Annotated in this window: 24 protein-coding genes; 7 read left to right on the forward strand and 17 right to left on the reverse strand. The window is 59.6% G+C overall.

All coding sequences use genetic code 11. The features are described from left to right. Nucleotides 1-99 precede the first annotated feature (99 nt). The 5 genes from JFU37_RS24180 to ribBA all read right to left on the reverse strand — a co-directional run bounded on the left by JFU37_RS24180 (nucleotide 100) and on the right by ribBA (nucleotide 5,497). On the reverse strand, nucleotides 100-1,254 hold the full coding sequence (locus JFU37_RS24180; protein WP_201119577.1) for an ABC transporter ATP-binding protein: 1,155 nt from the start codon (nucleotides 1,252-1,254) through the stop codon (nucleotides 100-102). Between the two features lie 17 nt (nucleotides 1,255-1,271). Next, on the reverse strand, nucleotides 1,272-2,081 hold the full coding sequence (locus JFU37_RS24185) for an ABC transporter permease (RefSeq protein WP_201119578.1): 810 nt from the start codon (nucleotides 2,079-2,081) through the stop codon (nucleotides 1,272-1,274). Nucleotides 2,082-2,087: 6 nt separating this feature from the next. Next, entirely contained in the window at nucleotides 2,088-3,032 is a 945-nt protein-coding gene (locus JFU37_RS24190; protein WP_201120070.1) for an ABC transporter permease, read from the reverse strand. After that, nucleotides 3,029-4,054: an ABC transporter substrate-binding protein gene (locus JFU37_RS24195; RefSeq protein WP_201119579.1), complete on the reverse strand. Its 1,026-nt coding sequence runs from the start codon at nucleotides 4,052-4,054 to the stop codon at nucleotides 3,029-3,031. The genes JFU37_RS24190 and JFU37_RS24195 overlap by 4 nt, the downstream gene beginning before the upstream one ends. A 333-nt stretch (nucleotides 4,055-4,387) precedes the next feature. Further along, on the reverse strand, nucleotides 4,388-5,497 hold the full coding sequence (ribBA, locus tag JFU37_RS24200) for a bifunctional 3,4-dihydroxy-2-butanone-4-phosphate synthase/GTP cyclohydrolase II (protein ID WP_201119580.1): 1,110 nt from the start codon (nucleotides 5,495-5,497) through the stop codon (nucleotides 4,388-4,390). Between the two features lie 71 nt (nucleotides 5,498-5,568). Here ribBA and JFU37_RS24205 point away from each other — a divergent pair, with 71 nt between their 5' ends. Next, nucleotides 5,569-5,865, forward strand: coding sequence for a DUF1330 domain-containing protein (locus JFU37_RS24205; RefSeq protein ID WP_201119581.1), 297 nt, complete (start codon nucleotides 5,569-5,571; stop codon nucleotides 5,863-5,865). A gap of 144 nt (nucleotides 5,866-6,009) precedes the next feature. Here the strand turns inward: JFU37_RS24205 and JFU37_RS24210 are convergent, their stop codons facing one another. Together JFU37_RS24210 and JFU37_RS24215 are read right to left on the reverse strand one after the other, a co-directional pair. After that, the gene (locus tag JFU37_RS24210; RefSeq protein WP_201119582.1) at nucleotides 6,010-7,404 is read right to left on the reverse strand and encodes a sensor histidine kinase; all 1,395 of its coding nucleotides are present in this window, start codon (nucleotides 7,402-7,404) and stop codon (nucleotides 6,010-6,012) included. After that, on the reverse strand, nucleotides 7,382-8,065 hold the full coding sequence (locus JFU37_RS24215; protein WP_201119583.1) for a response regulator transcription factor: 684 nt from the start codon (nucleotides 8,063-8,065) through the stop codon (nucleotides 7,382-7,384). Before JFU37_RS24215 ends, JFU37_RS24210 begins: the two co-directional genes overlap by 23 nt. A 332-nt stretch (nucleotides 8,066-8,397) precedes the next feature. On the opposite strand from JFU37_RS24215, the gene JFU37_RS24220 reads away from it, so the two are divergent. Beyond that, a complete protein-coding gene (locus tag JFU37_RS24220) occupies nucleotides 8,398-9,330 on the forward strand; it encodes a hypothetical protein (protein ID WP_201119584.1) in 933 nt (310 codons plus the stop codon). A 184-nt stretch (nucleotides 9,331-9,514) separates the two neighbouring features. Here JFU37_RS24220 and JFU37_RS24225 read toward each other — a convergent pair whose 3' ends face one another. Then, a complete protein-coding gene (locus tag JFU37_RS24225) occupies nucleotides 9,515-10,126 on the reverse strand; it encodes a glutathione S-transferase (protein ID WP_201119585.1) in 612 nt (203 codons plus the stop codon). Nucleotides 10,127-10,491: 365 nt separating this feature from the next. On the opposite strand from JFU37_RS24225, the gene JFU37_RS24230 reads away from it, so the two are divergent. After that, nucleotides 10,492-10,896: a TraR/DksA family transcriptional regulator gene (locus JFU37_RS24230; RefSeq protein WP_007907888.1), complete on the forward strand. Its 405-nt coding sequence runs from the start codon at nucleotides 10,492-10,494 to the stop codon at nucleotides 10,894-10,896. 642 nt (nucleotides 10,897-11,538) lie between these two features. Further along, complete coding sequence (locus JFU37_RS24235) at nucleotides 11,539-12,762, forward strand: methyl-accepting chemotaxis protein (RefSeq protein WP_446739610.1); 1,224 nt, start codon at nucleotides 11,539-11,541, stop codon at nucleotides 12,760-12,762. Between the two features lie 126 nt (nucleotides 12,763-12,888). Here the strand turns inward: JFU37_RS24235 and JFU37_RS24240 are convergent, their stop codons facing one another. The 3 genes from JFU37_RS24240 to JFU37_RS30810 all read right to left on the reverse strand — a co-directional run bounded on the left by JFU37_RS24240 (nucleotide 12,889) and on the right by JFU37_RS30810 (nucleotide 13,886). Beyond that, nucleotides 12,889-13,128 carry a DUF2789 domain-containing protein gene (locus tag JFU37_RS24240; RefSeq protein ID WP_201119587.1) on the reverse strand — a complete coding sequence of 80 codons (240 nt, stop codon included), beginning with the start codon at nucleotides 13,126-13,128 and terminating at the stop codon, nucleotides 12,889-12,891. A 131-nt stretch (nucleotides 13,129-13,259) separates the two neighbouring features. Further along, on the reverse strand, nucleotides 13,260-13,490 hold the full coding sequence (locus JFU37_RS24245; RefSeq protein WP_201119588.1) for a hypothetical protein: 231 nt from the start codon (nucleotides 13,488-13,490) through the stop codon (nucleotides 13,260-13,262). A 147-nt stretch (nucleotides 13,491-13,637) separates the two neighbouring features. Then, the gene (locus tag JFU37_RS30810) at nucleotides 13,638-13,886 is read right to left on the reverse strand and encodes a hypothetical protein (RefSeq protein ID WP_242485814.1); all 249 of its coding nucleotides are present in this window, start codon (nucleotides 13,884-13,886) and stop codon (nucleotides 13,638-13,640) included. Nucleotides 13,887-14,171: 285 nt separating this feature from the next. On the opposite strand from JFU37_RS30810, the gene JFU37_RS24250 reads away from it, so the two are divergent. The 3 genes from JFU37_RS24250 (at nucleotide 14,172) to JFU37_RS24260 (ending at nucleotide 16,378) form a co-directional block, all read left to right on the forward strand. Then, nucleotides 14,172-14,642, forward strand: coding sequence for a hypothetical protein (locus JFU37_RS24250; protein WP_201119589.1), 471 nt, complete (start codon nucleotides 14,172-14,174; stop codon nucleotides 14,640-14,642). Nucleotides 14,643-14,794: 152 nt separating this feature from the next. Then, entirely contained in the window at nucleotides 14,795-15,811 is a 1,017-nt protein-coding gene (locus JFU37_RS24255) for an ABC transporter substrate-binding protein (RefSeq protein ID WP_201119590.1), read from the forward strand. A 129-nt stretch (nucleotides 15,812-15,940) separates the two neighbouring features. Continuing rightward, entirely contained in the window at nucleotides 15,941-16,378 is a 438-nt protein-coding gene (locus tag JFU37_RS24260) for a DUF3995 domain-containing protein (protein WP_201119591.1), read from the forward strand. Between the two features lie 125 nt (nucleotides 16,379-16,503). Here the strand turns inward: JFU37_RS24260 and JFU37_RS24265 are convergent, their stop codons facing one another. From JFU37_RS24265 to JFU37_RS24290, 6 genes are read right to left on the reverse strand one after another with little or no spacing between them, the layout of a single operon-like run. Next, nucleotides 16,504-16,866: a Na+/H+ antiporter subunit G gene (locus JFU37_RS24265; RefSeq protein WP_201119592.1), complete on the reverse strand. Its 363-nt coding sequence runs from the start codon at nucleotides 16,864-16,866 to the stop codon at nucleotides 16,504-16,506. Further along, nucleotides 16,863-17,141: a K+/H+ antiporter subunit F gene (locus JFU37_RS24270; RefSeq protein ID WP_201119593.1), complete on the reverse strand. Its 279-nt coding sequence runs from the start codon at nucleotides 17,139-17,141 to the stop codon at nucleotides 16,863-16,865. The genes JFU37_RS24265 and JFU37_RS24270 overlap by 4 nt, the downstream gene beginning before the upstream one ends. Next, the gene (locus tag JFU37_RS24275) at nucleotides 17,138-17,626 is read right to left on the reverse strand and encodes a Na+/H+ antiporter subunit E (RefSeq protein ID WP_201119594.1); all 489 of its coding nucleotides are present in this window, start codon (nucleotides 17,624-17,626) and stop codon (nucleotides 17,138-17,140) included. The genes JFU37_RS24270 and JFU37_RS24275 overlap by 4 nt, the downstream gene beginning before the upstream one ends. Then, complete coding sequence (locus tag JFU37_RS24280; RefSeq protein WP_201119595.1) at nucleotides 17,623-19,308, reverse strand: monovalent cation/H+ antiporter subunit D; 1,686 nt, start codon at nucleotides 19,306-19,308, stop codon at nucleotides 17,623-17,625. The genes JFU37_RS24275 and JFU37_RS24280 overlap by 4 nt, the downstream gene beginning before the upstream one ends. After that, nucleotides 19,305-19,649: a Na+/H+ antiporter subunit C gene (locus JFU37_RS24285; RefSeq protein ID WP_007944721.1), complete on the reverse strand. Its 345-nt coding sequence runs from the start codon at nucleotides 19,647-19,649 to the stop codon at nucleotides 19,305-19,307. Before JFU37_RS24285 ends, JFU37_RS24280 begins: the two co-directional genes overlap by 4 nt. Continuing rightward, nucleotides 19,649-22,567 carry a monovalent cation/H+ antiporter subunit A gene (locus tag JFU37_RS24290; protein ID WP_201119596.1) on the reverse strand — a complete coding sequence of 973 codons (2,919 nt, stop codon included), beginning with the start codon at nucleotides 22,565-22,567 and terminating at the stop codon, nucleotides 19,649-19,651. The genes JFU37_RS24285 and JFU37_RS24290 overlap by 1 nt, the downstream gene beginning before the upstream one ends. Nucleotides 22,568-22,663: the final 96 nt, after the last annotated feature.

Raw genomic sequence — 22,663 nt, forward strand, 5'->3', positions numbered from 1 at the left:
ACAAACCAAAGCGCAAAAAAAGGCCGCCACAACCCGACGTTGCAGCGACCCGAGGGTGACTCTATTTAATCCGGCCCACTAACATGAGCCGTCAAAAGTTTAATGCGCCCCAGCAGCCTTGTTCAGATCACTCTCAGCCCATTGCGTATAAACGCACGCATCCGCAGTGGCCCAGCGCACGCGAACCGGGTCGCCGGTCTTGAGCGGCATGCCGGCGGCGGAGAGTGCCTTGACGGTCATCGAGGTGCCGCCGAGGGTTTTCACGGTGCAGGTCTGACTCTCACCGAGGAACAGCACCTCACCGACGATGGCCGACACTTCATTCCAGCCTGCCGCCAAGGGTTCTTGAGCGGCTTGCTCAACACTCAAGGCCAAGGCTTTTTCCGGGCGAACCATGAGCAGGACATCCTGATCGATTTGCAACCCCGCGGTCAGGCGGATGGACAGCGATTGGCCTTCAAACGAAGCCACCGCATTGCCTTGAGCCTTGAGCTTGAGGAAGTTCGAGTTGCCGAGGAACGAAGCGACAAAGGCATTCGGCGGATTCTGGTACAGGTCATAACCGCTGCCCAAACCGACAATCTTGCCGTGGCTGAAAATGGCAATGCGCTGAGACAAGCGCATGGCTTCTTCCTGGTCGTGGGTCACGTAGACGATGGTGATGCCAAGGCGCCGATGCAGCTGGCGCAGTTCGTCTTGCAGGTCTTCACGCAGTTTTTTATCGAGCGCACCGAGCGGTTCGTCCATCAGCAAAATGCGTGGCTCATAGACCAGTGCCCGAGCAATGGCGACCCGTTGCTGTTGGCCGCCAGAGAGTTGCGAAGGGCGGCGATGGGCGAACTGTTCGAGTTGCACCAGTTTGAGCATGGCATCGACCCGGCGCTCGCGCTCGGCACTGGCCAGTTTGCGAATCGCCAACGGAAACGCGATGTTGTCGCGCACCGACAGGTGAGGGAATAGCGAGTAACGCTGGAACACCATGCCGATGTCGCGCTTGTGCGGCGGCACGTTGACCAGCGATTGGCCGTTGACCAGGATCTCACCGCTGCTCGGGGTTTCGAAGCCGGCGAGCATCGACAGCGTGGTACTTTTGCCGGAACCACTGGAACCCAGGAAAGTGAGGAATTCACCGTCCTTGATGTCCAGAGAGATGTCGTCCACGGCGGCAAATTCGCCGTAGTACTTGTTCAGGTTACGCAGGCTCACCAGGGGTTGGTCATTGTGTTGCGCGGTATCTTTGATCACTGCACTCATGTCGTACTCCTGGGCGCTCAGGCGCTGATTTCATTACGCCGGCGAACGGCGGCGGCGATCACCATGACCAATACCGAGAGGCCGATCAGCAGCGTCGAGGCGACGGCAATCACGGGCGTCAGGTCCTGGCGCAGGGTGGTCCACATTTTCACGGGAAGGGTTTGCAGGGTCGGGCTGGCCATCATCACGCTCAGCACCACTTCATCCCAGGAAACCAGGAACGCGAACAGCGCGCCGGCAACCATGCCCGGACGAATCGCCGGAAAGGTCACCTTGAACACCGCCTGCAGGCGTGAAGCACCACAGATCACCGCCGCGTCTTCGATCGACTGATCGAACAGCTTCAGCGAGTTGATGATCGAGATGATGGTGAATGGCAACGCAACAATCACATGGCTGACGACGAAGGCAAACATCGTCCCGGTGTAGCCGAGTTTGAGGAACAGCGCATACACCGCCACCGCAATGATCACCAACGGCACGATCATCGGCAGGGTGAACAGGCCATAGAGCAGTTCCCGCCCAGGGAAGCGTCCGCGTACCAGGGCAAAAGCAGTGGGTAAACCGAGCGCCACGGCGAAGAATGTGGTCAGGACCGCGACCTTCAGGCTCGCCAGTGCGGCGTTCATCCAGTCGGGGTTGGAGAAGAACTGGCCGTACCATTTCAGCGTCCAGCCCGGTGGCGGGAACACCAACCACTGGGAGGAACCGAACGACAGCAGCACGATGAAGACGATCGGCAACAGCAGGAACAACGCGATCAGGCCAGTCGTGAAGTACAGGCCGAAGCGCATGCGCCGGCTCATGGCATTGGGGGTCAGGAGCATGACGGCTTACCTCGCGTTGCTGGCGCCAACCGGGGATTCCGGCTGAAGCTTCAGGTAGAAGTAGAACAACACCAGCGTGATGACGATCAGCAATGCGGCACCGGCACTGGCCAGGCCCCAGTTGAGGAACGATTGCACCTGCTGAATGATGAACTCGGGCAACATCATGTTCTGCGCACCGCCCAGCAACGCCGGGGTGACGTAGTACCCAAGCGACATAACGAACACCATCAGGCCACCGGAGAACAGCCCTGGCCGACACAGCGGCAGGAAGACCCGGAAGAAGTTGGTCCACGGACTGGCACCGCAGATCGAGCCGGCTTGCAGGATCATCGGATCGATGGCCTGCATGGTCGCCTGCAGCGGCAGCACGATGAACGGGATCATGATGTAGCTCATGCCGATCACTACACCGGTCAGGTTGTGCACCATTTCCAGCGGTTGATCGATGATGCCCATCGCCATCAGCGCCTTGTTGATCACCCCGGAGGCTTGCAGCAACACCAGCCAGGAATAGGTCCGGGCGAGGAGGCTGGTCCACATCGACAGCAGCACGATGTTGAGGATCCAGCGCCCCCAGCCTTTTGGCACCAGGGTGATGGCCCACGCCAGTGGAAAGCCCAGCAGCAGGCTGAACAGGGTCACCAGCCCGGCCACCGAGAAGGTGTTGAGCAGCACCCGGGCGTACGCCGAGTTGGCAAACAACTGCGCGTAGTTGCCCAGCCCCGGTGTCGGTTCAAGCACGCCGCGCAGTAACAACCCAATCAACGGCGCCAGAAAGAACAGGCCGAGGAACAGCAGGGCAGGGACCAGGTTACTGGCGCCACGCCAGCGCTGCGCCAGTGAAGGGGATTGATTCATCGCAGCCGCCTTTCCGGTAACCGCCCCGAGAGCGCCAGCGGCGCTCCCGGTCGGCGTCGATTGACGGGGCGCAGTTGCCGTCATTTTCATTTGACCAGCCATTCGTTCCACCGTGTCGCGATGGCCGGACCGTTCTTGGCCCAGTACGCGAAGTCTAGAGTGATTTGATCCTTGGCGTAGGCAGTCGGCAGGTTAGGTGCCAGCACCGAATCCAGGCGCGCCACGCTGTCGACGTTGACCGGTGCATAGGCGGTCAGGTTGGAGAAGTCAGCCTGGCCTTTGGCGCTGCTCGCGTTGGCCAGGAATTTCATCGCCGCTGCTTTGTTTTTCGTCCCTTTGGGCACGACCAGAATGTCGGCCATGACCAGGTTCTGTTTCCAGCTCACGCCCACCGGTGCGCCATCCTCCTGCAGGGCATGAATCCGGCCGTTCCAGAACTGCCCCATGCTTGCTTCGCCCGAAGCCAGCAGTTGTTGCGACTGCGCGCCGCCGCCCCACCAGACGATGTCTTTCTTGATGGTGTCGAGTTTCTTGAAGGCGCGATCCAGGTCCAGCGGATAGAGCTTGTCGGCGGCTACGCCATCGGCCAGCAGGGCCAATTCGAGCACGCCAGGGCTTGGCCATTTGTAGAGGGCGCGTTTACCGGGATAGGTTTTGGTGTCGAACAGCGCGGACCAATCCTGGGGCTTGCCGGCGCCAAGCTTGCTCTCGTTGTAACCGAGGACGAAGGAGAAGAAGAACGAACCGACGCCGTAATCGGAGACAAATCGCGGGTCGATTTTGTCACGCTGGATGACCGCGAAATCGAGGGGTTCGAGCAGGCCCTCGGAGGCGGCGCGCAAGGCGAAGTCGGCTTCGACGTCGACCACATCCCACTGCACGTTGCCGCTTTCGACCATGGCTTTGAGTTTGCCGTAGTCGGTCGGGCCATCCTGGACCACGGTGACGCCGCTAGCCTTGCTGAACGGGTCGGCCCAGGCCTGCTTCTGCGCATCCTGAGTGCTTCCGCCCCAGCTGACAAAGTTGACGCTTTCAGCCGCCATTGCCACGTGACTGGCCGTGGTCAGTAAACCTGCGAGCAGTACTGCGATTGCACGTTTGTTCAACACCATTTTCACGCCCTCATTGTTGTGTTTATGAGCGGGGCTTTTGAGTGCCCGCCTAGTGGGGAGCAGCAGGTCCGTCTAGTCAGTCAAGATCGTCCGGTCGATGGAATATCATATTATGGTATTCCAAGCTTTGTGCAAGCACTTTGCCTTACCGGCTATCCGCCAAACCGTGTTTTTTGTAGACCGGAACACGGTCCTGTGTAGGAGCGAGCTTGCTCGCGAATATGGAACATCCGGCACATTTTCTGTGGTTGAACGACCATCGCGAGCAAGCTCGCTCCTACACACAGCCGAACGCAGGCTTCGCCAACTGCTATGTATTGCATTCCTGGCGGATCACTGGGTAAACGGAATGCTCTCCACCACTTCCAGGTCATAACCGGTCAAGCCTGCGTATTTCAACGGCGGCCCGAGGTGACGCAGCTTGCCGACGCCGAGGTCCTGCAAAATCTGCGCGCCGGTCCCCACTTCAGAATAAATGTGCGACTGTGAGCGGCTGAACTGCCGTGGCGGCTGAGTCAGCTGAGGCACGCGTTCGAGCAGTGCCTGTGACGATTCGTGATTGGCCAGCACCACTACCACCCCGCGACCTTCCTCGGCCACGCGCTGGAGTGCGGCCCACAGCGTCCAGTTCGCCGGACCGCTGTATTCGGCACCCACCAGATCGCGCAGCGGATCGATCACGTGCACACGTACCAGCGTCGGCTCATCCCGGCGTAACTCACCCATCACCATTGCCATGTGGACACCGCCTTCAATGCGATCCTCAAAGGTGATCAGACGAAAGGTGCCATGCACCGTGGGCAATTCACGTTCGCCAATGCGCATCACCGTGTGTTCGGTGCTGAGGCGGTAGTGAATCAAGTCGGCGATGGTGCCGATCTTGATCCCGTGCTTGCGCGCGAACACTTCCAGGTCCGGACGACGGGCCATGGTGCCGTCATCGTTCATCACTTCGACGATCACCGAGGCCGGGGTAAAACCCGCCAGGCGTGCCAGGTCGCATCCGGCTTCGGTGTGTCCGGCGCGTGTCAGCACGCCGCCTTCTTTGGCGCGCAAGGGAAAGATGTGGCCGGGTTGTACGAGGTCGGCGGCGCCGGCATTGAGGGCGACGGCGGCGGCCACCGTGCGCGCCCGATCAGCGGCGGAGATGCCCGTGGTGACGCCGACGGCGGCCTCGATGGACACGGTAAACGCGGTGCTGAAGACGCTGCCGTTGCTCGGCACCATTTGCTCCAGCCCGAGGCGTTGGCAATGCTCGTCGGTCAAGGTCAGGCAAATCAGGCCGCGGGCCTCCCGGGCCATGAAGCTGATAGCCTCGGCGGTGCAACAGTCAGCGGCGAGCAGCAGGTCGCCTTCGTTTTCCCGGTCTTCGTCATCGACCAGGAGTACCATTTTGCCAAGTCGATAGTCTTCGATGATTTCTTCGATGCTGTTGAAGGCCATGCTGGGGTTCTCTGTGTTTGATTGACATGTAATTTGGTATACCATAATACAAAACAAACCAAGAGGTCACTATGAAGGCGTACTGGATTGCTCATGTAGACATCACCGACCCCGATCAATACAGCCAATACACCCAGCGGGCGCCGGCGGCATTTGCATTGTATGGCGGGCGGATACTGGCCCGGGGCGGGCGCAGCGAAGCGATGGAAGGCCGGGCGACACCGCAACGGAGTGTGGTCATCGAATTCGACTCGTATGAGCAGGCGCTGGCCTGTTACCGGTCCGAGCAATATCAGGAGGCAAAGCTGCGGCGAGAGGGTGTGGCCCAGGCCGAGGTCATCATTGTCGAGGGCGTGGCGCCGCAGTGAACCACGACGCAATCTGTAGGAGCGAGCTCGCTCGCGATGGACGTTAATGAAAACGCGTTCTTCCTGAATAAACGTGTTGCTCTCAGGACTTTCGCGAGCGAGCTCGCTCCTACAGGGGGGGCAGTGTTTGTTTGTGAAGTGGCACTAGGTCTGGGGAATCAGGCGCTGTCGGCAACCGAGCACCAACCGCGCACCACCGAGTTCGCTGGTCCCCACGTCAAGCGAAAACCCATGCAAGCTGACAATCGCCGCAACGATCGACAGCCCCAATCCGAATCCGCTTTTCTGATGACCACCCTCGGCACGATAGAAGCGCTGGAACACCGCCTCTCGTTCGGCTTCCGGAATGCCGGGGCCGGAGTCGAGCACTTCAATGCGGGTATGCCCCCCCTCACTGACCCCACGTAAAATCACCTTGCCACCGGGCGGGGTGAACTTGATCGAGTTGCTCAGCAAGTTGGCCACCGCCTCGAACAGCAACGCCCGATCGCCATTCAGCGCGGGCAACGACGCCGGCAATTGCAACGTGAAAACCAGCTCGCCTTCCTCTGCCAACGGCAGGTAAAAGTCGTGCAATTCTTGTAGCAACGGCACTGGATCAAGCTGCACAAAACCGGAGCGCCGCTGGCGATCCTCCAGTTCGGAAATCCGCAATAACCCACGAAACCGAGCCATCAGCGTGTCCGCTTCGCCGAGCACTGAATCCAGCTGTGCGGCCAGCGTCGAACCGTCGTCCGCCTGCTGCTGAATCCGGTACAGCTGCGCCCGCAGGCGGGTCAGGGGTGTGCGCAAGTCATGAGCAATGTTGTCGCACACCCCCTTGACCTCATTCATCAAGTGCTCGATGCGCTCGAGCATGGCGTTGACGATAGTAGCGAGCATGTCCAGTTCATCGCGGCGATTGGACAGCGGCAGGCGGCGGGTCAGGTCGCCGGCGACGATGGCCTCGGCGCTGGCCTGGATCCCGCGAATTCGCCGCAGTGGACGGCGACGCAACAAGTGCCAACCGGCGATACCCGGCAGAATGGTCAAGGTCACGCCCCAGAACAACGCGTGGAGGATGATGCGTGTGACAGCGAACAGCGAGCCGTTGTCCCGCACCAGCACCAGCCAGCGTCCGTCATTGGTCTCGGTCGCCACCGCGTCGCAGCTGTCGGCGGGCAGGGTCGGGTCGTCGGCCTCGACGCAGTCGCTGAGCATGTGGATCTTGCCGTCCAGCGGCAGGCCTTTGGGGATCTGGCGCAAGGCGCCGCTGAGGTAACGATGCTGACCATCGAACAAGCCATAGCCATCGATGCCGCGAATGTCGAAGGTCATGCTGACGGCGAGGGCGTCTACCAGTTGTTCGCCCTGAAAGCGCGAAAACAAGTGCTGACGTTGCATCAGCGAGTGTTTGGCCAGGTTGTCCAGGTAAGCGGAAACCTCGTAATACATGACGCCCATGAGAATCGCGCTCCAGATCACGAACAGCGAACTGTAGAGCGCGAGTAAGCGACTGCTGGAAGAGCGCCAGCCTTTAGACGGGTTCGGCAATGACATAACCCGAGCCTCGCACGGTCCGAATCAATGGGACATTGCCAGGTGGGTCGATTTTTTTGCGTAACCGGCCGATGTGCACGTCGATCAGGTTAGTGCCGGGGTCGAAGTGATAACCCCAGACTTCTTCGAAAATCATCATTCGCGACAGAATCTGCCCGGTGTTGCGCATCAGGAATTCCAGCAACTTGTATTCGGTGGGCAACAGCGTCAGCAGCTCGCCGTCGCGGCTGGCTTCGTGGCTGATCAGGTTCAGTTCCAGATCCGCCACGCGAAGTGTGGTGGCCTGGGCGGTCACCGTGTTCTGACGACGCAAAAGGACCTCGACCCGGGCGGCCATTTCATCGGTGGCAAACGGTTTGGTCAGGTAATCATCACCTCCGGCGCGCAGGCCGCGCACACGCTCGTCCACGTCGGAGAGGGCGCTGATCATCAGGATCGGCGTGGCCACCCCCATGGTTCGCAGCGTGGTGACAATCGCCAGGCCATCGAGCTCGGGCAACATGCGGTCGAGGGTAATCAAGTCGTAGTTGCCGCTGACCGCACGCTCCAGACCTTCGCGGCCATTGTCGACCCAATCCACGTCGAGGCCATGGCTGCTCAGTTCGGCGACAATTTCCCGGGCGGTCACGGCGTCGTCTTCGATGGTCAAGATGCGGGTCATAGGGCTGGCCTGATTAAGTGTTCACAACATTGCGCGGCATTTTGCCAATAAATGATGGCAGGCTTTCTAAATTAAACTTCATTTAAAAGCAAAAGATCGCAGCCTGCGGCAGCTCCTACATTGGAACTGCCGCAGGCTGCGATCTTTTTTGGTCAATGCATAAAACCCGCTGATATTGCCTGTTCCTTGCATTTTGCATGGGCTCAGGAAGTTCAAAACTTATAACAGGTTGAAATATAGCGATTTATCTGGAAATGGCGACTGGCACGGTGGGTGCAATTCCTTGGTTGAAGAGTTGTAACACCATCTTTCCTGCCTGGAGCGATATAACAATGAATAGATCCTCTGATGGTTTCTATCCTGGCGCAGATGAATCAAGCACGCTCTCGGGTGTGTCCTGGGGGGCGATCTTCGCCGGGGCCGCAGCGGCCGCGGCGTTGTCGCTGATTCTGGTGCTGCTCGGTTTTGGCCTGGGTTTTTCGGCGGTCTCACCGTGGGCCAACCATGGGGTGAGCGCCAAGGGGCTGGGCATTTCAACGATTGTCTGGCTGGCGTTTACTCAAATCGTCGCTTCCGGGCTTGGCGGTTACATTGCCGGTCGGTTGCGGGTGAAGTGGGCGAACATGCACGGTGATGAAGTCTATTTCCGTGATACCGCCCATGGTTTTCTGGCCTGGTGTGTGGCGACATTGGTGACCGCGACCCTGGTGGTCGGCTCGGTCAGCAGCATCGTCAGCGGAGGTGTGCAGGCCGGTGCAAGTGTCGTTGGCGGTGCTGCAAGTACCCTGACTCAAGCCGCTGGCACAGCGGCCGGTAACACCGACAGTGACCAGTATGGTTACTTCGTCGACAGCCTGTTCCGTGACGATCACCCGGCTGCCGTCAGCGATGACGCTGTCCGTGGCTCCGTAACCCGCATCTTCGTTCGGACCTTGAGCAACGACGGCCAACTGGCTGCCGAGGATCGGACCTACCTCGCGCTATTGGTGGCCCAACGCACCAACCTGACTCAGGCGGATGCCGAACGTCGGGTCGATGAAGTTTTCGCCAAGGCCCATAAAGCCGTAGAAGACGCCAAACTCGCCGCCAAACAAGCTGCAGACACCGCCGCCAAAGTCGCTGCCATGACGGCATTGTGGATGTTTGTCGCGCTGCTGATCGGTGCGTTCTTCGCCAGCTTCGCTGCAACCTTCGGTGGTCGTCGTCGGGATGCGGTGGTGTATGTCGAATCCGATGCCTACGTCACCACTGCGCCTATTCGCTAACCCAGGAGAATCATCATGCGCTCACTATTGCTGTTCTTTCTCGGCGTACCGATCCCGATCATCATCCTGATCGCCCTGTTCATGCACTGATCTGCTAAAGGCAAAAAGATCGCAGCCTGCGGCAGCTCCTACACGAATCCCGGTAGGAGCTGCCGCAGGCTGCGATCTTTTGATGTTGAAACCCTCAATCGATCGGGGTGTTCACAAACACCTCAAGCCCCTCGGCATACGCAGTGAATTCAACGATCCGTGGAAATTGCGCCACCTCCACCTGGTCCGGCACCACGAGGTTGGTAAAACTCCAGGCCACCGCCAAGGTAATTCCATCCTGAGTCAGCGAGCCGTCGGTTTTCAGCGGCTGCTTTTCCAGTTCCCGCTCCAGCGCTGACCAGGCTGCGGCCAATTGCCCTTCAACCCGTTCCACCCACGGTTCGAATTGAATTTGCGTCGGGCGCAGGTTGCGCTCGTAATAGAGCTGCACGGACTTCTCGCACGCCGCCAACGCCAGGCCAGTCAGGCGCAACGAGTGCAGTCGCTGGTCGAGCTCACCGGGCATCAAGCTGTTACCCGGTCCGGCCAGCGCTTCGAGGTAATCGATGATCAACGTCGAATCCATCAATACCTCACCGTCGTCGAGCACCAGCGTCGGCGCCTTGACCACGGGGTTGATCTGCTGGAACTGCTCGAAGTGCCGAAACACCGACACCGACTGGTGTTCCAGCGGTATGCCAAGGCATTTGGCGGAAATGGCGACGCGCCGCACGTAGGGCGAATCCAGCATGCCGATCAGCTTCATTGAACTTCTCCTTTTATAGAGCCATTTCGGGAGGCACAACCTTAGCTGAGGTTCGGTGGGCTGCAAACGGCATCGCGCTGTTACAGCCGTTTGTCTTCTATATACAGCCGCTCGATTGAATTTCTTGCTATAAACGCACTCCGATGACCGCCACAAAGGCTGCTATAGAGCATTTTCCGGGCCTTGTCGGACAAATTCGCTGTCTTTTCAGTTGCTGAGGCCTCAAGTCGGCCTTAGACTGCCGCCCCTCGTAAATTGAGTGCCGGGTGGCGCTTGGAATAAACGGCGCCTTTCCGCTGATCGACCCAGGTCTGCCGGAACGCTCCCTAATTCGCCTTAATGCACGTTTTTTTATAGAGATATCAATGACAAAGGACAAGTTGCTGGCCATGCCGGCGGATGACTACATGAATGCCGAGCAACATGCGTTTTTCTCTGAGCTGTTGCAGAACATGAAAGTCGAAACCCATGAGCGAATCGAGCAGAACCGCATCGCCATCGAGAGTCTGGACACCCCGGCCGATCCGGCCGACGCAGCTTCTGTTGAAGAAGAGCGCACGTGGCTGGTGAACGCGATTGATCGCGATCAGCGCATGCTGCCTCAGTTGGAACAGGCTCTGGAACGTATCAAAGAAGACAGCTTCGGCTGGTGCGATGACAGCGGTGAGGCCATCGGCCTGAAGCGCCTGCTGATCAGCCCGACCACCAAGTACTGCATCGAAGCTCAAGAGCGTCACGAACAGATCGACAAGCACCAACGTCAGGCCTGATTCGATGAGGCAACCCATTGAATGTGGGTTGCCTTGAAAAGATCGTCCGAACGCGGCCCGAACCTTCGGCAGCTCCTACATGGGTTCGCATAAACCTGTAGGAGCTGCCGAAGGCTGCGATCTTTGCTTTTCGCTGTCTCCGATTCCGGCGTACTTCTATTGATCTGCTGCAAGACCCACGACTAATGGACCATAGATAATGGCCTTGTAATAGCATTCAATGCGATTACAACAATTAGAAGGCACGTGGGGGTGACGAAGATGACGCGAGACGGATCTCCGGTGGGGGCAGCGCCTGCACCCGTACTATTAGCGAACACCCTTTGGCTGACGCCGACCCTGCAAAGCATCGCGTTGATGCTCTTGTTGTGTGGCACGACGCTGGGTGGCTGGTCGCTTTACCTTGGCCTGCCATTGGCCGTGCTGATTATTTGGCTGCCTCGCCTGCGCGCGCGCGCGCTCCCTGAGGCAACGCCTGCGGACAACGCCGACACTCTCGGCCAGTTGACTCGCGATCTTTCCTACACCACCAGTCATAACGCGTTGTCTGCCGCTGGCGTGGCGTTTTCGGTCAAGCAGTTGGCCGACAAGCTGCAATCGCAACTCGGTGCCGCGGCGCAGATTGTCAGCAACGCCGAAGTGATGATTGCGACCGAACAAGCCACTTCTAAACTCAGTCGAGAAGCCCTCAGTGCCGCCAGCGAGGCTCATCAGAGCAGTGCAGTAGGGCGCACCGAGTTGATCGAATCCATTTCCCGAATGCATCAACTCAGTCAGCGCGCCAGTAACAGCCGCGAACTGATCGAGGCCCTGAGTCTGCGCAGTGACGATATCCAGCGGGTCACCCTGGTTATTCAGTCCATCGCCAGCCAGACCAACCTCTTGGCATTGAACGCGGCGATTGAAGCGGCGCGGGCCGGGGAGCACGGTCGCGGGTTTGCCGTGGTGGCCGACGAAGTGCGCGGCCTGGCGGCGCGCACCGCCTCGGCCACCGGCGAAGTCGGGGAGATGGTCAGCGACATCCAGCAGCGCACCGCGCAAGTGGTGGAGCAGATTCGTGAGCTGTCCAGCGACCTCGACATCGGTGTCGAGCAAGTCGAGCAGACCGGTCGGCACCTGGAAAACATCGCGCGTCTGGCGGCCGGGGTCGAACATCAGGTCGGGGAAATCGCACAGGGGGCAGAGACCAATCGCGGACAACTCGACAGCCTGTTCCGTGCCATCGAACAAATGCGCAGCGACCTGGCGATCAGCGATCAACAGACCCGGCACCTGGCTCAAGCCGCCGTACAAATGGAAGGTCAGGCCGAAACCATCAGCGAGCGCCTCGCCGAAGTCGGACTGGATGACTATCACCAGCGGATTTATGACCTGGCCCGCGAAGGCGCGAGCCAGATCGTGGCGCGCTTCGAAGCGGATATCGACCAGGGGCGTGTCAGTCTCGACGACCTGTTCGACCGCCATTACCAGACCATTCCCAACACCAGCCCGGCCAAATTCCAGACCCGCTTCGATCGCTACACCGATCAAGTCTTGCCGACGATCCAGGAGCCGTTGTTAACACGCCATGAAGGTTTGGTGTTCGCCATCGCCTGCACGGAGCACGGCTATGTGCCGACGCATAACACCGTCTTCAGTCTGCCGCTGACTGGGGATGTGCAAGTCGACACCTTGCAAAATCGCACCAAACGCAAATTCGCCGACCGCACGGGCATCCGCTGTGGCAGCCATCAACAAGCCGTGCTGCTGCAAACCTATACCCGCGACACGGGTGAATTGATGCATGACCTCTCGGTCCCGATCAGGCTTAAGGGCCGGCATTGGGGTGGTTTGCGGTTGGGGTACAAGCCGGAAAAACCTCGCTAGACACGATGAATTGTAGGAGCGAGCTTGCTCGCGATGGATTCGAAGGCAACGCAATTTTCCAGACAGGACGCGTTATCATTCACATCCATCGCGAGCAAGCTCGCTCCTACAAGTGCCACATTTGCTTTAGTGAATCTGGTGCATGCGCAGGTTCAGGTCGTCGACCACCCGCGACCAATCGGCGTCTTCACGCAGTTGTTCTTTCAAGAAGCCGGCTTGTTGTGGTGTCCAGAACTCGGCATCGATGAGTTTCTTGTCGTCCGCCAGGGGGGAATGACTGGCAATGAAATCGTCGATCGCCTTCTCGCTGGAGTCCAGGCCGAGTTGGTCGAACAAGCCTTTCAAGTCGTGCGTCGGTGAATCCATCTTCATCTCCTTGCGTGTCGCGTCGTGTGCGAGATCTGAGTGCGGCTTCATTGCATCTGAGGTGGCCGCGCTTCAGGCGTTCGTAAGCGATGTGCAAAAGCAGGAATGAGCATAGACCGCAAACCCGACCCTCAGGCGTTCAATGCGCCGCCATCAACGGCAAGTTTCAGTGCCTTGGCGGCGTCCTGGGCGGCGACGGCGGCGACGTCCGATGTCTTGAACCAGCGATCCTTCTCGACCTGGTGATACGTTACGGTGGTCAGCGGTGGTTTGGCGCGCATGACAATGACTGCCTGGAATTCGCCTTCGATTTCTCTGGCTTCGCCCCGGATAAAAAATTCGCCGATATCAAATTCCGTCACGTAGCAGCCTTCCTTTGGAAATAGTCTGTAGTGTTGAACGCTGTCCGCCCTGGGGCGGGTTTCATTGGTCTGGCAGTATGGCAGTAGTTGCCTGCCGGCGGCTGAGTTAAGTCATCGGCATGACGAAACGTCTTTGGACGTAGCCCGTCAATGGCGTAACTCAAGAGCACGTGCAAGGGCGCAGGCTTCGTTGTGGTTGCCACGAAAACCTCTGACACGGCCTGTGGAGATTTCCTTGATGTGGAAGAAGCAATTGCCGGCCAGAATGACCTGAAACCGAGGCGGGGCGGGCTCCTCAGGGTAGGACTCATGCAGGGGGAACGCTGCCGGGTGCAGCCTCGGCGAGCTGTTTGTGTGCGGTGTCTGGGGGGAGGCGAAGTGTGTCAGCGTGCACATATGAAGTCCTTTTCGTTATTTTGCCGACGTGTGTACGTCGTTATGGGTAGTCTCGGTGAGCATCACTGCTCTAGAATCACCGTCACTGGACGCCGATTGATGTTCATCTAAAGCAATTTTTTGCGCGCGATATGTCGGAAAAGTGCTTTTTTTTAAGAGTTTTTTCCCTAAAGTCGGTAGTCCGGTTTTCTCTGACCGTTAGAAGCACGTTTTCCTATTGCTGCTTTTTTTCTGCTGCGAGCTTTTTCAGCGCGCGGCATCATTTTCAGATGTGGGGATGTTTCCTTGGCAGTAAGTAATCTCGATATGCATGCTTTGTTCGTGCTGGGTGATTTGCGCGCAAAGCTGGTTAAACAGTTTCAGTCACGTTTTGTTTACATCACCGAACAGAACGCTGAAGGCATTTACATTGCCGAGCTCGACACCGAATCAGCCCTCGTGGTGGACGACAAGCCAGGACTCAAACTTAAGGTCGGTGATCATTTCAGCGCTTCAGTGTTACCCAGTCGCGAAGGCGGCAAGTTGGACATCAAGTTCCGCGACATCAAACTGACGGTTTACGGATTGGGTGATTACGCTTTCGTGACCACAGCCGACGGCCACGGGATTGTGTTCAAGGAAGGTCACAGCGTGGTAATGGTATTCGCCGCTCACCAACAGTTGCAGGAAGGCCTGACCAAAACCCTGAAGGCCGTAACCGCCAAGGCCGCCAAGTGGCGCAAGGGTGAACTGGTGACCTTCAAGGCTAGCGAGTAATGGCTCCGGGCTTGCAGGATCCTTCCGAAAATTAATACTTCCCCCTCGAAAGCAGGAACCTCTACTACAGTCAATTGACTGGGTATTTTGAGGCTTGCGGTCTTCTGCCAGGCCATCCTGCTATTGCTGTGAACAGCACGAGGTGCAAAAGCATGAACGGATTTCGACGGTTGTTGGCCGCGTCCCTGGCGGTGTTCGGTTTGTTGGCTTCACCCATTCCGGTATTCGCTGCCCAGACGCCCATCCACTTCGCCGACCTGAACTGGGAAAGCGGCAGTCTGATCACCGATATCCTGCGGATCATCGTCGAGAAGGGTTACGGGCTGCCCACCGATACCTTGCCGGGCACCACCATCACCCTGGAGACCGCGCTGGCCAACAATGATATTCAGGTCATTGGCGAAGAATGGGCCGGTCGCAGCCCGGTCTGGGTCAAGGCAGAGGCTGAAGGCAAAGTCGTGAGTGTCGGCGATACGGTCAAGGGCGCCACCGAAGGCTGGTGGGTGCCGGAGTACGTGATCAAGGGCGATCCGGCCAAAGGCATCAAACCGCTGGCGCCGGACTTGCGCAGTGTCAGTGATCTGCCGCGCTATAAGGGCGTGTTCAGCGACCCGGAAAGCCCGGGCAAGGGGCGCTTCCTCAACAGCCCGATCGGCTGGACGTCGGAAGTGGTCAACAAGCAGAAACTCAAAGCCTATGGGCTGGACGACAGCTATGTGAATTTCCGCAGCGGCTCCGGGGCGGCGCTGGACGCGGAGATCAGTTCGTCCATCCGGCGCGGCAAACCGGTGCTGTTTTATTATTGGTCGCCTACGCCGTTGCTCGGCCGCTACAAACTGATCCAGCTGGAAGAGCCGCCGTTTGACGCCGAAGCCTGGAAAACCCTGACCGACGCCGACAATCCGAATCCGAAGCCAACCCGTTCATTGGCCTCCAAGCTGTCCATTGGCGTTTCCACGCCCTTCCAGAAGCAGTATCCGCAGATTACCGATTTCTTCAGCAAGGTCGATTTACCAATCGATCCATTGAATAAGGCACTGGCCGACATGAGCGAAAAACACACCGCGCCGCGTCAGGCCGCCGAGGCGTTCATGAAGGCGCACCCGGATGTGTGGCGGGCCTGGGTGCCCAAGGATGTGGCGGACAAGGTGTCTGCCGAGTTGAAATAAAGGGGTGTCATGGCGGCGCAATGTCATCGATCAGCCAATGATGGCTGCCCGCCACCACTGACGAATACCCTTACAAAATCCTTCAATGAAGTTCATCCTCCCGCAACATTTCACGCTGGATCTCTAAATATGAGCCTAATGATCGCGCAATGGATGGCTGCAATTTTCCTGTTGATCAGCCTGGTCCACCTGTATTGGGCGGCGGGTGGCAAGTTGGGTAGCGAGGCGGCAGTGCCGCGAGTGCCTGGGGAGGGCGGCGGAGCACCGAGGCTGGCGTTCAAGCCTTCGGGTTTTGCGACCTTGCTGGTGGCGGTGGGGTTGTTGCTGATTGCGATGCTGGTGTGCCTGCGAGTCGGCCTCTATCTGCCGACGGTGCATCACTGGTCGCTGCAATGGGTGATCAGCGCCGTCGCGATGTTGATGTTCGCCCGTGCAATCGGCGATTCGGAGCTGATGGGGTTCTTCAAACAGGTCAAGGATTCGAGATTTGCCCGGCTCGATACCTGGGCTTATTCGCCGTTGTGCGTGGTGTTGGGGGCGGGGTTGTTGGCTGTCGCCTGGATTTGAGTTGTCAGGACCATCGCCTTCGCGAGCAAGCCCGCTCCCACATTGGATCTGCAGTGTTCACACAATTCCTGTGGGAGCGGGCTTGCTCGCGAAGGGGTCCTGCCAGGCAACACAAAACGCTGAGCTTAATACTCGCTTTCTGTACGCCGGCTACTCACCTCGGCCGGCACATCGTCCCCGGCCATGCGCTTTCGAAACAACGCCGCCCGAGCCAGCAGCAGCGTGGTCACCGGCATGGTAATCGCCAGCAGGATCGGGATCAGCCAGGCATGTAACACCGGCCCGGACTTGAGCGCCGAAAAGTAAATGATCGAAGCCAGGGCCACGCACCAGGCGCCCAGCGTCGACGCCAGCGCCGGCGGGTGCATGCGCTGAAAGTAATCCTTCATCCGCAACAGGCCAATGGCGCCGATCAGCGCAAACAGGCTGCTGAGCACCAACAGGATCGCCACCGGGATTTCAACCCAAAGAGACAGTTCTGTGCTCATTCGATCACCTCGCCGCGCAACAGGAATTTCGCCAGGGCAAATGAGCCGACGAAGCCGAACAGCGCAATCAACAGCGCCGCCTCAAAGTAAGTGTCACTGGCGTATCGAATACCCAGCGTCAGCATCATCAGCATTGCGATGATGTACAGATAGTCCAGCGCCAGAACCCGGTCCTGGGCGGAGGGCCCTTTGAACAGACGGATCAGGGTCAGAATCATCGCCATGGAAAAGATGAACAGACTCAGCAGGACCGCGTTCGACAGCAACTCGCTCATTCGAAAATCTCCATCAACGGACGCTCGTAAGCCGTCTTGAAGTGCTGGATGAACAGCGCTTCGTCATCCAGATCGAAGACGTGCAGCAACAGAATGCTGCGGTCCAGCGCCAGTTCCGACCAGACCGTGCCGGGAACTACCGTACAGATCATCGACAGCGCGGCCAGGCCGTTGGCATCACGCAGGTCCAGCGGCACCTTGATGAAACGCGAGCGCGGCGGACGCCGCCCTGCGTTGAGCACGCCCCAGGCCACGGCGACGTTGGAGACCAGCACATCGCGACCGACGAGGAAGAACAGGCGCAGGATCACGCCAGGCCGGCGAATGCGGATCGGCAGCGGACGCAATTTTCGCATCATCAATGGCGCGCAGAACCCCAGTACGGCACCCAACAGCAGGTTGCCGGGGCTCATCGACAGGTTCAATACCAACCACAACAGCCACAGTGCCAGCGACAACCACGGAGCAGGAAACAGACGGTTCATGGTTGCACCTCCAGCATCGCTGCTTTGGCTTCAGGGCTCGGCACCGCGCGGGTGCCGAGCACCGCCATCACGTATTGCTGTGGGTGGTTCAAGGCCTCGGCGGCGGCCTGCGTATAACGCAGCAGCGGCTCAGCCTTGAACGTCAGCAGGATACTCAGCCCCAACAAGGCAATGATCGGCACGCATTCGAGCCGTCGCAGCAATGGCGACGGTCGTTCTGCCGGCGTCCAGAAACGCTGGATGCCCAGGCGCGAGAAAGCGATCAGCGACGCCAGCCCGGACAGGATCAACAAGGCCAGCAAGCCCCACGCGGCGTTCGACACCGGTTCATCGCTGCCATTGCCCAGGCCCAGCGGGTTGAGCAGAGCGCTGAGCAGGCCGAGTTTGCCGATGAAGCCCGAGAGCGGCGGCATGCCGATGATCAGCAGCGCGCAGGCAATGAAACTCAAGCCGAGGAACGCCATGGTCCAGGGGATCACCTGACCGACAACGGCTTTCAGTTCGTCATCGAGGTTGATGCCTTTGAGCGGTGGCAGCGATTCCATCGGTCGCGCAAGCAGGTCGGCGTCATCGAACAATGGCATTTCATTGACCGAGCGCGAACGCTCGATCAACTCGGCCAGCAGGAACAGCGCACTCAACGCCAGGGTCGAGCTGACCAGATAGAACAATGCTGCGCCGATCAGGTTCGGCTGGGCGAAACCGATGGCCGACAGCAGAATCCCCGCCGACACCAAAATGCTCAGGCTGGCCATGCGTTCCAGCCGTTGCGCGGCGAGAATGGCGACCGCCGCGCAGACAATGGTCGCCATGCCGCCGTAGATCAGCCAGTCGCCACCGAAGTACGCCGAGGCGCCGGCTTGACCGGAGAACAGCAACGTCCACAAGCGCAGCAAGGTATAGACGCCGACTTTGGTCATGATCGCGAACATCGCCGCTACCGGCGCACTGGCCGAGGAATAGGCCGGCACCAGCCAGAAGTTCAGCGGCCACATCCCGGCCTTGGCCAGGAACGCTACCGCGAGTATCCCCGCGCCGGCATGCAGCAAACCTCGATCGGCTTCCGGTACCAGCGGGATTTTCAGCGCCAGGTCGGCCATGTTCAGAGTGCCGGTGACACCGTAGATCAGCGCCGCACCAATCAGAAACAGCGACGAGGCCAGCAGGTTGATCGAGATGTAATGCAACCCTGACGACACCCGCGCCCGGCCCGAACCGTGGAGCATCAAGCCGTAAGAGGCGGCCAGCAGCACTTCGAAAAACACGAACAGGTTGAACAGGTCGGCCGTCAGGAACGCGCCATAAAGCCCCATCAGCTGAATCTGGAACAGGGCATGGAAACTCGAACCGGCACCGTCCCAGCGGGCCATGGCGAACAGCAGGGCGCTGACGCCGATGACCCCGGTCAGCACCAGCATCATGGCCGACAGGCGATCGACCACCAGCACAAGACCGAATGGCACTTGCCAGTTGCCGGGCAGGTACACGCCGATGGAACCGGGTACGCCGGTGGTTTGCGTCCATTGCAGCAGCAACACCGAAATGCCCAGGCCCAGCAGGCTGGAGAACAGATTGATCCGGGCCTTCAGCGGACGGTGCCTCTCGCCGAGCATCAGCATGATGGCGGCGGTCAACAGCGGTAGCAGAATCGGCGCAGCGATCAGGTGCGTCATCGGATTCATTCTTTAGGCTCCCGGCCATCCACATGGTCGGTGCCGGTCAGGCCGCGGGATGCCAGCAACACCACCAGGAACAACGCGGTCATCGCGAAGCTGATGACGATCGCCGTCAGCACCAGCGCTTGCGGCAGCGGGTCGGTGTAGTGCAACAAATCCTGCGGCACGCCATCCTTGATGATCGGCTCCCTGCCGATGAACAGGCTGCCCATGCTGAAGATGAACAGGTTGACGCCGTAAGACAGCAGGCACAGGCCCATGACCACCTGGAATGTCCGGGGGCGCAGGATCAGCCAGACGCCGGACGCGGCCAGTACGCCGATGGCGATTGCGATGACTTCTTCCATCAGACGGCTCCTTTCGTGGCGACGGATTTAGGCTGGGCAGCGGTTTTGTGGCCGCGAACCGATTGGTGCGCGAGGGCGGTCAGGATCAACAGCGTCGAACCCACCACCACGGCATACACGCCAACATCGAAGAACAGCGCGCTGGCGATGTGAATGTCGCCCAGCACCGGCAGCTCGAAATGCCAGGTATGAGTGGTCAGGAACGGATAACCGACGGCCATCGCCCCAAGCCCCGTGACCGTGGCAAACAGCAGGCCGATGCCCATCCAGCGCAGGGGCCGCAGGCTCATTTGCGCTTCGACCCACTGGGTGCCGGCGACCATGTATTGCAGGATGAACGCCACCGACATCACCAGCCCGGCGACAAACCCACCGCCCGGTTGATTGTGGCCGCGCATGAACAGGTAGAACGACACTACCAGCGCAATCGGCAGCAGCAGGCGCACCAGCACCGCCGGGACCATCATGAAGCCAAGCGCGGTGTCGCTGGCATGACGCGGGTTGACCAGATCGGTGACCACGTCCGGCGCCAGCAGACGCTGTTGGGCTGGCAACTGCAGGCTTTCCTTGGGAGGACGGAAGCGACGCAGCAGGGCGAACACCGTCAGGGCCACGGCCACCAGCACGGTGATTTCACCGAGGGTATCGAAGCCTCGGAAGTCCACCAGCATCACGTTGACCACGTTGCTGCCACCGCCTTCAGGCAGGGCACGACTGAGGTAGAACGAGGAAATATCATTCGGTGTCTGGCGCGTCAGCATGGCGTAGGCCAGCAACGCCATGCCACCGCCGACCACGGTCGACAACAGCAAGTCGCGGATCCGCCGGATGCGCGCCTTGCGCAGGCTGCTCGGCAGCGGCGACACCTCTTCGATCCGTCGAGGCAGCCAGCGCAGGCCCAGCAGAATCAGCACCGTGGTCACCACTTCGACCACCAGTTGCGTCAGCGCCAGGTCCGGTGCCGAGAACCAGACGAAGGTCACGCAGGTCATCAGGCCGCAGACGCTGACCATGGTCAGGGCCGCGAGTCGGTGATATTTGGCCTGCCACGCCGCACCGAGGGCACAGGCAATCGCCAGCAGCCAGAGGATCACGAACACGATCGAACCTGCAATCTTCGGTCGGTCGCCCCAGCTCAGGCTGCTGTGGAGCATCGGGATCAACCCGGCGAGCACCGCCGCCAGTACCATCAGGAACAATTGGGTTTGCAGGCGTTTGGTGTTGACGCGCCGCTCCAGACGACGGGCCACGCGCATCATGATCACCAGGCTGCGCTCGAACAAGCGCTTGCCGTTGAGCCGGCCGATGATCGGCGGGCACTTGAAACGCCCTAGCTTGAACTGATTGCGCAGCAACAGGTAGAGCACGATGCCACCGGACATGGCAATCAGGCTCATGATCATCGGCGCATTCCAGCCGTGCCAGATCGCCAGGCTGTATTCAGGCAGGATGCCGCCCACGACGGGCAGGGCCGCGGCGGCGAGCAATGGGCCGACCACTTGGGCAGGGAAGATCCCCACGATCAGGCACGTGAACACCAGCAATTCCACCGGCGCGCGCATCCAGCGGGGCGGCTCGTGCGGGGTGTGCGGCAAGTCGGTGGCGGTGGGGCCGAAGAACACGTCGACGGTAAAACGCAGCGAATAGGCGACGCTGAACGTGCCGGCGATGGTCGCGACAATCGGCAGGGTCATTTCGACCCAGGCGGTCGCGTTGATGAACACGGTTTCGGCAAAGAACATTTCCTTCGAGAGGAAACCGTTGAGCAGCGGTACACCGGCCATGGAGGCGCTGGCGACCATGGCCAGGGTGGCTGTGTAGGGAATCAGTTTAATGAGGCCGCTGAGTTTGCGAATGTCCCGGGTGCCGCTTTCATGGTCGATGATCCCGGCGGCCATGAACAGCGAGGCCTTGAAGGTGGCATGGTTGAGAATGTGGAACACGGCGGCCACGGCAGCCAGCGGACTGTTCAGCCCCAGCAGCAGGGTGATCAGGCCCAGGTGGCTGATGGTCGAGTAAGCGAGCAGACCTTTGAGGTCGTTCTGGAACATCGCGCAATAGGCGCCGAGCAACAGGGTGCAGGCCCCGGCCCCGCTGACGATGTAGAACCATTCTTCGCTGCCGGACAGTGATGGCCACAGTCGTGCGAGCAGGAACACCCCGGCCTTGACCATGGTCGCAGAGTGCAGGTAGGCCGAGACCGGTGTCGGCGCGGCCATCGCGTGGGGCAACCAGAAGTGGAAGGGGAATTGCGCGCTTTTGCTCAGGGCGCCGATCAGGATCAGGGGGAGCAGGATGGGGTAGAGGGCATGGGCGCGAATCAGATCGCCGGCGGCCAGGACCTTGTCCAGGTCATAGCTGCCGACCACATGGCCGAGCAGCATGACCCCTGCCAACAGGCACAAACCGCCTGCGCCGGTGACCATCAGCGCCATGTAGGCGCCCCGCCGGGCATCGGCGCGATGGTGCCAGTAACCGATCAACAGGAACGAAAAGAGGCTGGTCAGCTCCCAGAAAAACACGATCTGGATCAGGTTGCCGGAAATCACCAGCCCAAGCATGGCGCCCATGAATGCCAGGAAAAACGCAAAGAAGCGTGGCACCGGATCATCCGGCGACATGTAGTAGCGGGCGTATAACGAAACCAGCGCGCCGATGCCCAGCACCAGCATCGAGAACAGCCAGGCGAAACCGTCCATGCGCAGAACAAAGTTCAGGCCCAGGCTCGGTAGCCAGAAAAACTCTTCACGGATGACACCGCCATGGGCGATTTGCGGGTACAAGAAGGCGACCTGAACAGCACCGATCAAGGCAACCAGGCCAGCCAACAACGATTCGGTATTGCGCGCGTTGTGTGGCAACAAGGCTGCCACACAGCTGCCGATAAAAGGCAGAAGCAGTAGAACTATCAGGGACATAGGCTTCTAATCTGCGGAAGTTTGTGAAGCATCATACGTGCCAGTTCCCGGATCACCAAACGACAAGCTGTCGCAGAATCCTACACGGTAGACCGA

It is taken from the genome of Pseudomonas sp. TH41 (assembly GCF_016650695.1).
Lineage (GTDB): Bacteria > Pseudomonadota > Gammaproteobacteria > Pseudomonadales > Pseudomonadaceae > Aquipseudomonas.

Bases quoted from the DNA above. Each gene is read 5' to 3' on its own strand.
- JFU37_RS24285 (WP_007944721.1), bottom strand. From the start codon at position 19,649: ATGGAAGAAGTCATCGCAATCGCCATCGGCGTACTGGCCGCGTCCGGC.
- JFU37_RS24185 (WP_201119578.1), bottom strand. From the start codon at position 2,081: ATGCTCCTGACCCCCAATGCCATGAGCCGGCGCATGCGCTTCGGCCTG.
- JFU37_RS24215 (WP_201119583.1), bottom strand. From the start codon at position 8,065: ATGACCCGCATCTTGACCATCGAAGACGACGCCGTGACCGCCCGGGAA.
- ribBA (WP_201119580.1), bottom strand. From the start codon at position 5,497: ATGGCCTTCAACAGCATCGAAGAAATCATCGAAGACTATCGACTTGGC.
- JFU37_RS24195 (WP_201119579.1), bottom strand. From the start codon at position 4,054: ATGGTGTTGAACAAACGTGCAATCGCAGTACTGCTCGCAGGTTTACTG.
- JFU37_RS24235 (WP_446739610.1), top strand. From the start codon at position 11,539: ATGATTGCGACCGAACAAGCCACTTCTAAACTCAGTCGAGAAGCCCTC.
- JFU37_RS24260 (WP_201119591.1), top strand. From the start codon at position 15,941: ATGAGCCTAATGATCGCGCAATGGATGGCTGCAATTTTCCTGTTGATC.
- JFU37_RS24210 (WP_201119582.1), bottom strand. From the start codon at position 7,404: ATGTCATTGCCGAACCCGTCTAAAGGCTGGCGCTCTTCCAGCAGTCGC.
- JFU37_RS24190 (WP_201120070.1), bottom strand. From the start codon at position 3,032: ATGAAAATGACGGCAACTGCGCCCCGTCAATCGACGCCGACCGGGAGC.
- JFU37_RS24265 (WP_201119592.1), bottom strand. From the start codon at position 16,866: ATGAGCACAGAACTGTCTCTTTGGGTTGAAATCCCGGTGGCGATCCTG.
- JFU37_RS24275 (WP_201119594.1), bottom strand. From the start codon at position 17,626: ATGAACCGTCTGTTTCCTGCTCCGTGGTTGTCGCTGGCACTGTGGCTG.
- JFU37_RS24180 (WP_201119577.1), bottom strand. From the start codon at position 1,254: ATGAGTGCAGTGATCAAAGATACCGCGCAACACAATGACCAACCCCTG.
- JFU37_RS24205 (WP_201119581.1), top strand. From the start codon at position 5,569: ATGAAGGCGTACTGGATTGCTCATGTAGACATCACCGACCCCGATCAA.
- JFU37_RS24255 (WP_201119590.1), top strand. From the start codon at position 14,795: ATGAACGGATTTCGACGGTTGTTGGCCGCGTCCCTGGCGGTGTTCGGT.
- JFU37_RS24230 (WP_007907888.1), top strand. From the start codon at position 10,492: ATGACAAAGGACAAGTTGCTGGCCATGCCGGCGGATGACTACATGAAT.
- JFU37_RS24240 (WP_201119587.1), bottom strand. From the start codon at position 13,128: ATGGATTCACCGACGCACGACTTGAAAGGCTTGTTCGACCAACTCGGC.
- JFU37_RS30810 (WP_242485814.1), bottom strand. From the start codon at position 13,886: ATGTGCACGCTGACACACTTCGCCTCCCCCCAGACACCGCACACAAAC.
- JFU37_RS24220 (WP_201119584.1), top strand. From the start codon at position 8,398: ATGAATAGATCCTCTGATGGTTTCTATCCTGGCGCAGATGAATCAAGC.
- JFU37_RS24270 (WP_201119593.1), bottom strand. From the start codon at position 17,141: ATGAGCGAGTTGCTGTCGAACGCGGTCCTGCTGAGTCTGTTCATCTTT.
- JFU37_RS24280 (WP_201119595.1), bottom strand. From the start codon at position 19,308: ATGAATCCGATGACGCACCTGATCGCTGCGCCGATTCTGCTACCGCTG.
- JFU37_RS24290 (WP_201119596.1), bottom strand. From the start codon at position 22,567: ATGTCCCTGATAGTTCTACTGCTTCTGCCTTTTATCGGCAGCTGTGTG.
- JFU37_RS24225 (WP_201119585.1), bottom strand. From the start codon at position 10,126: ATGAAGCTGATCGGCATGCTGGATTCGCCCTACGTGCGGCGCGTCGCC.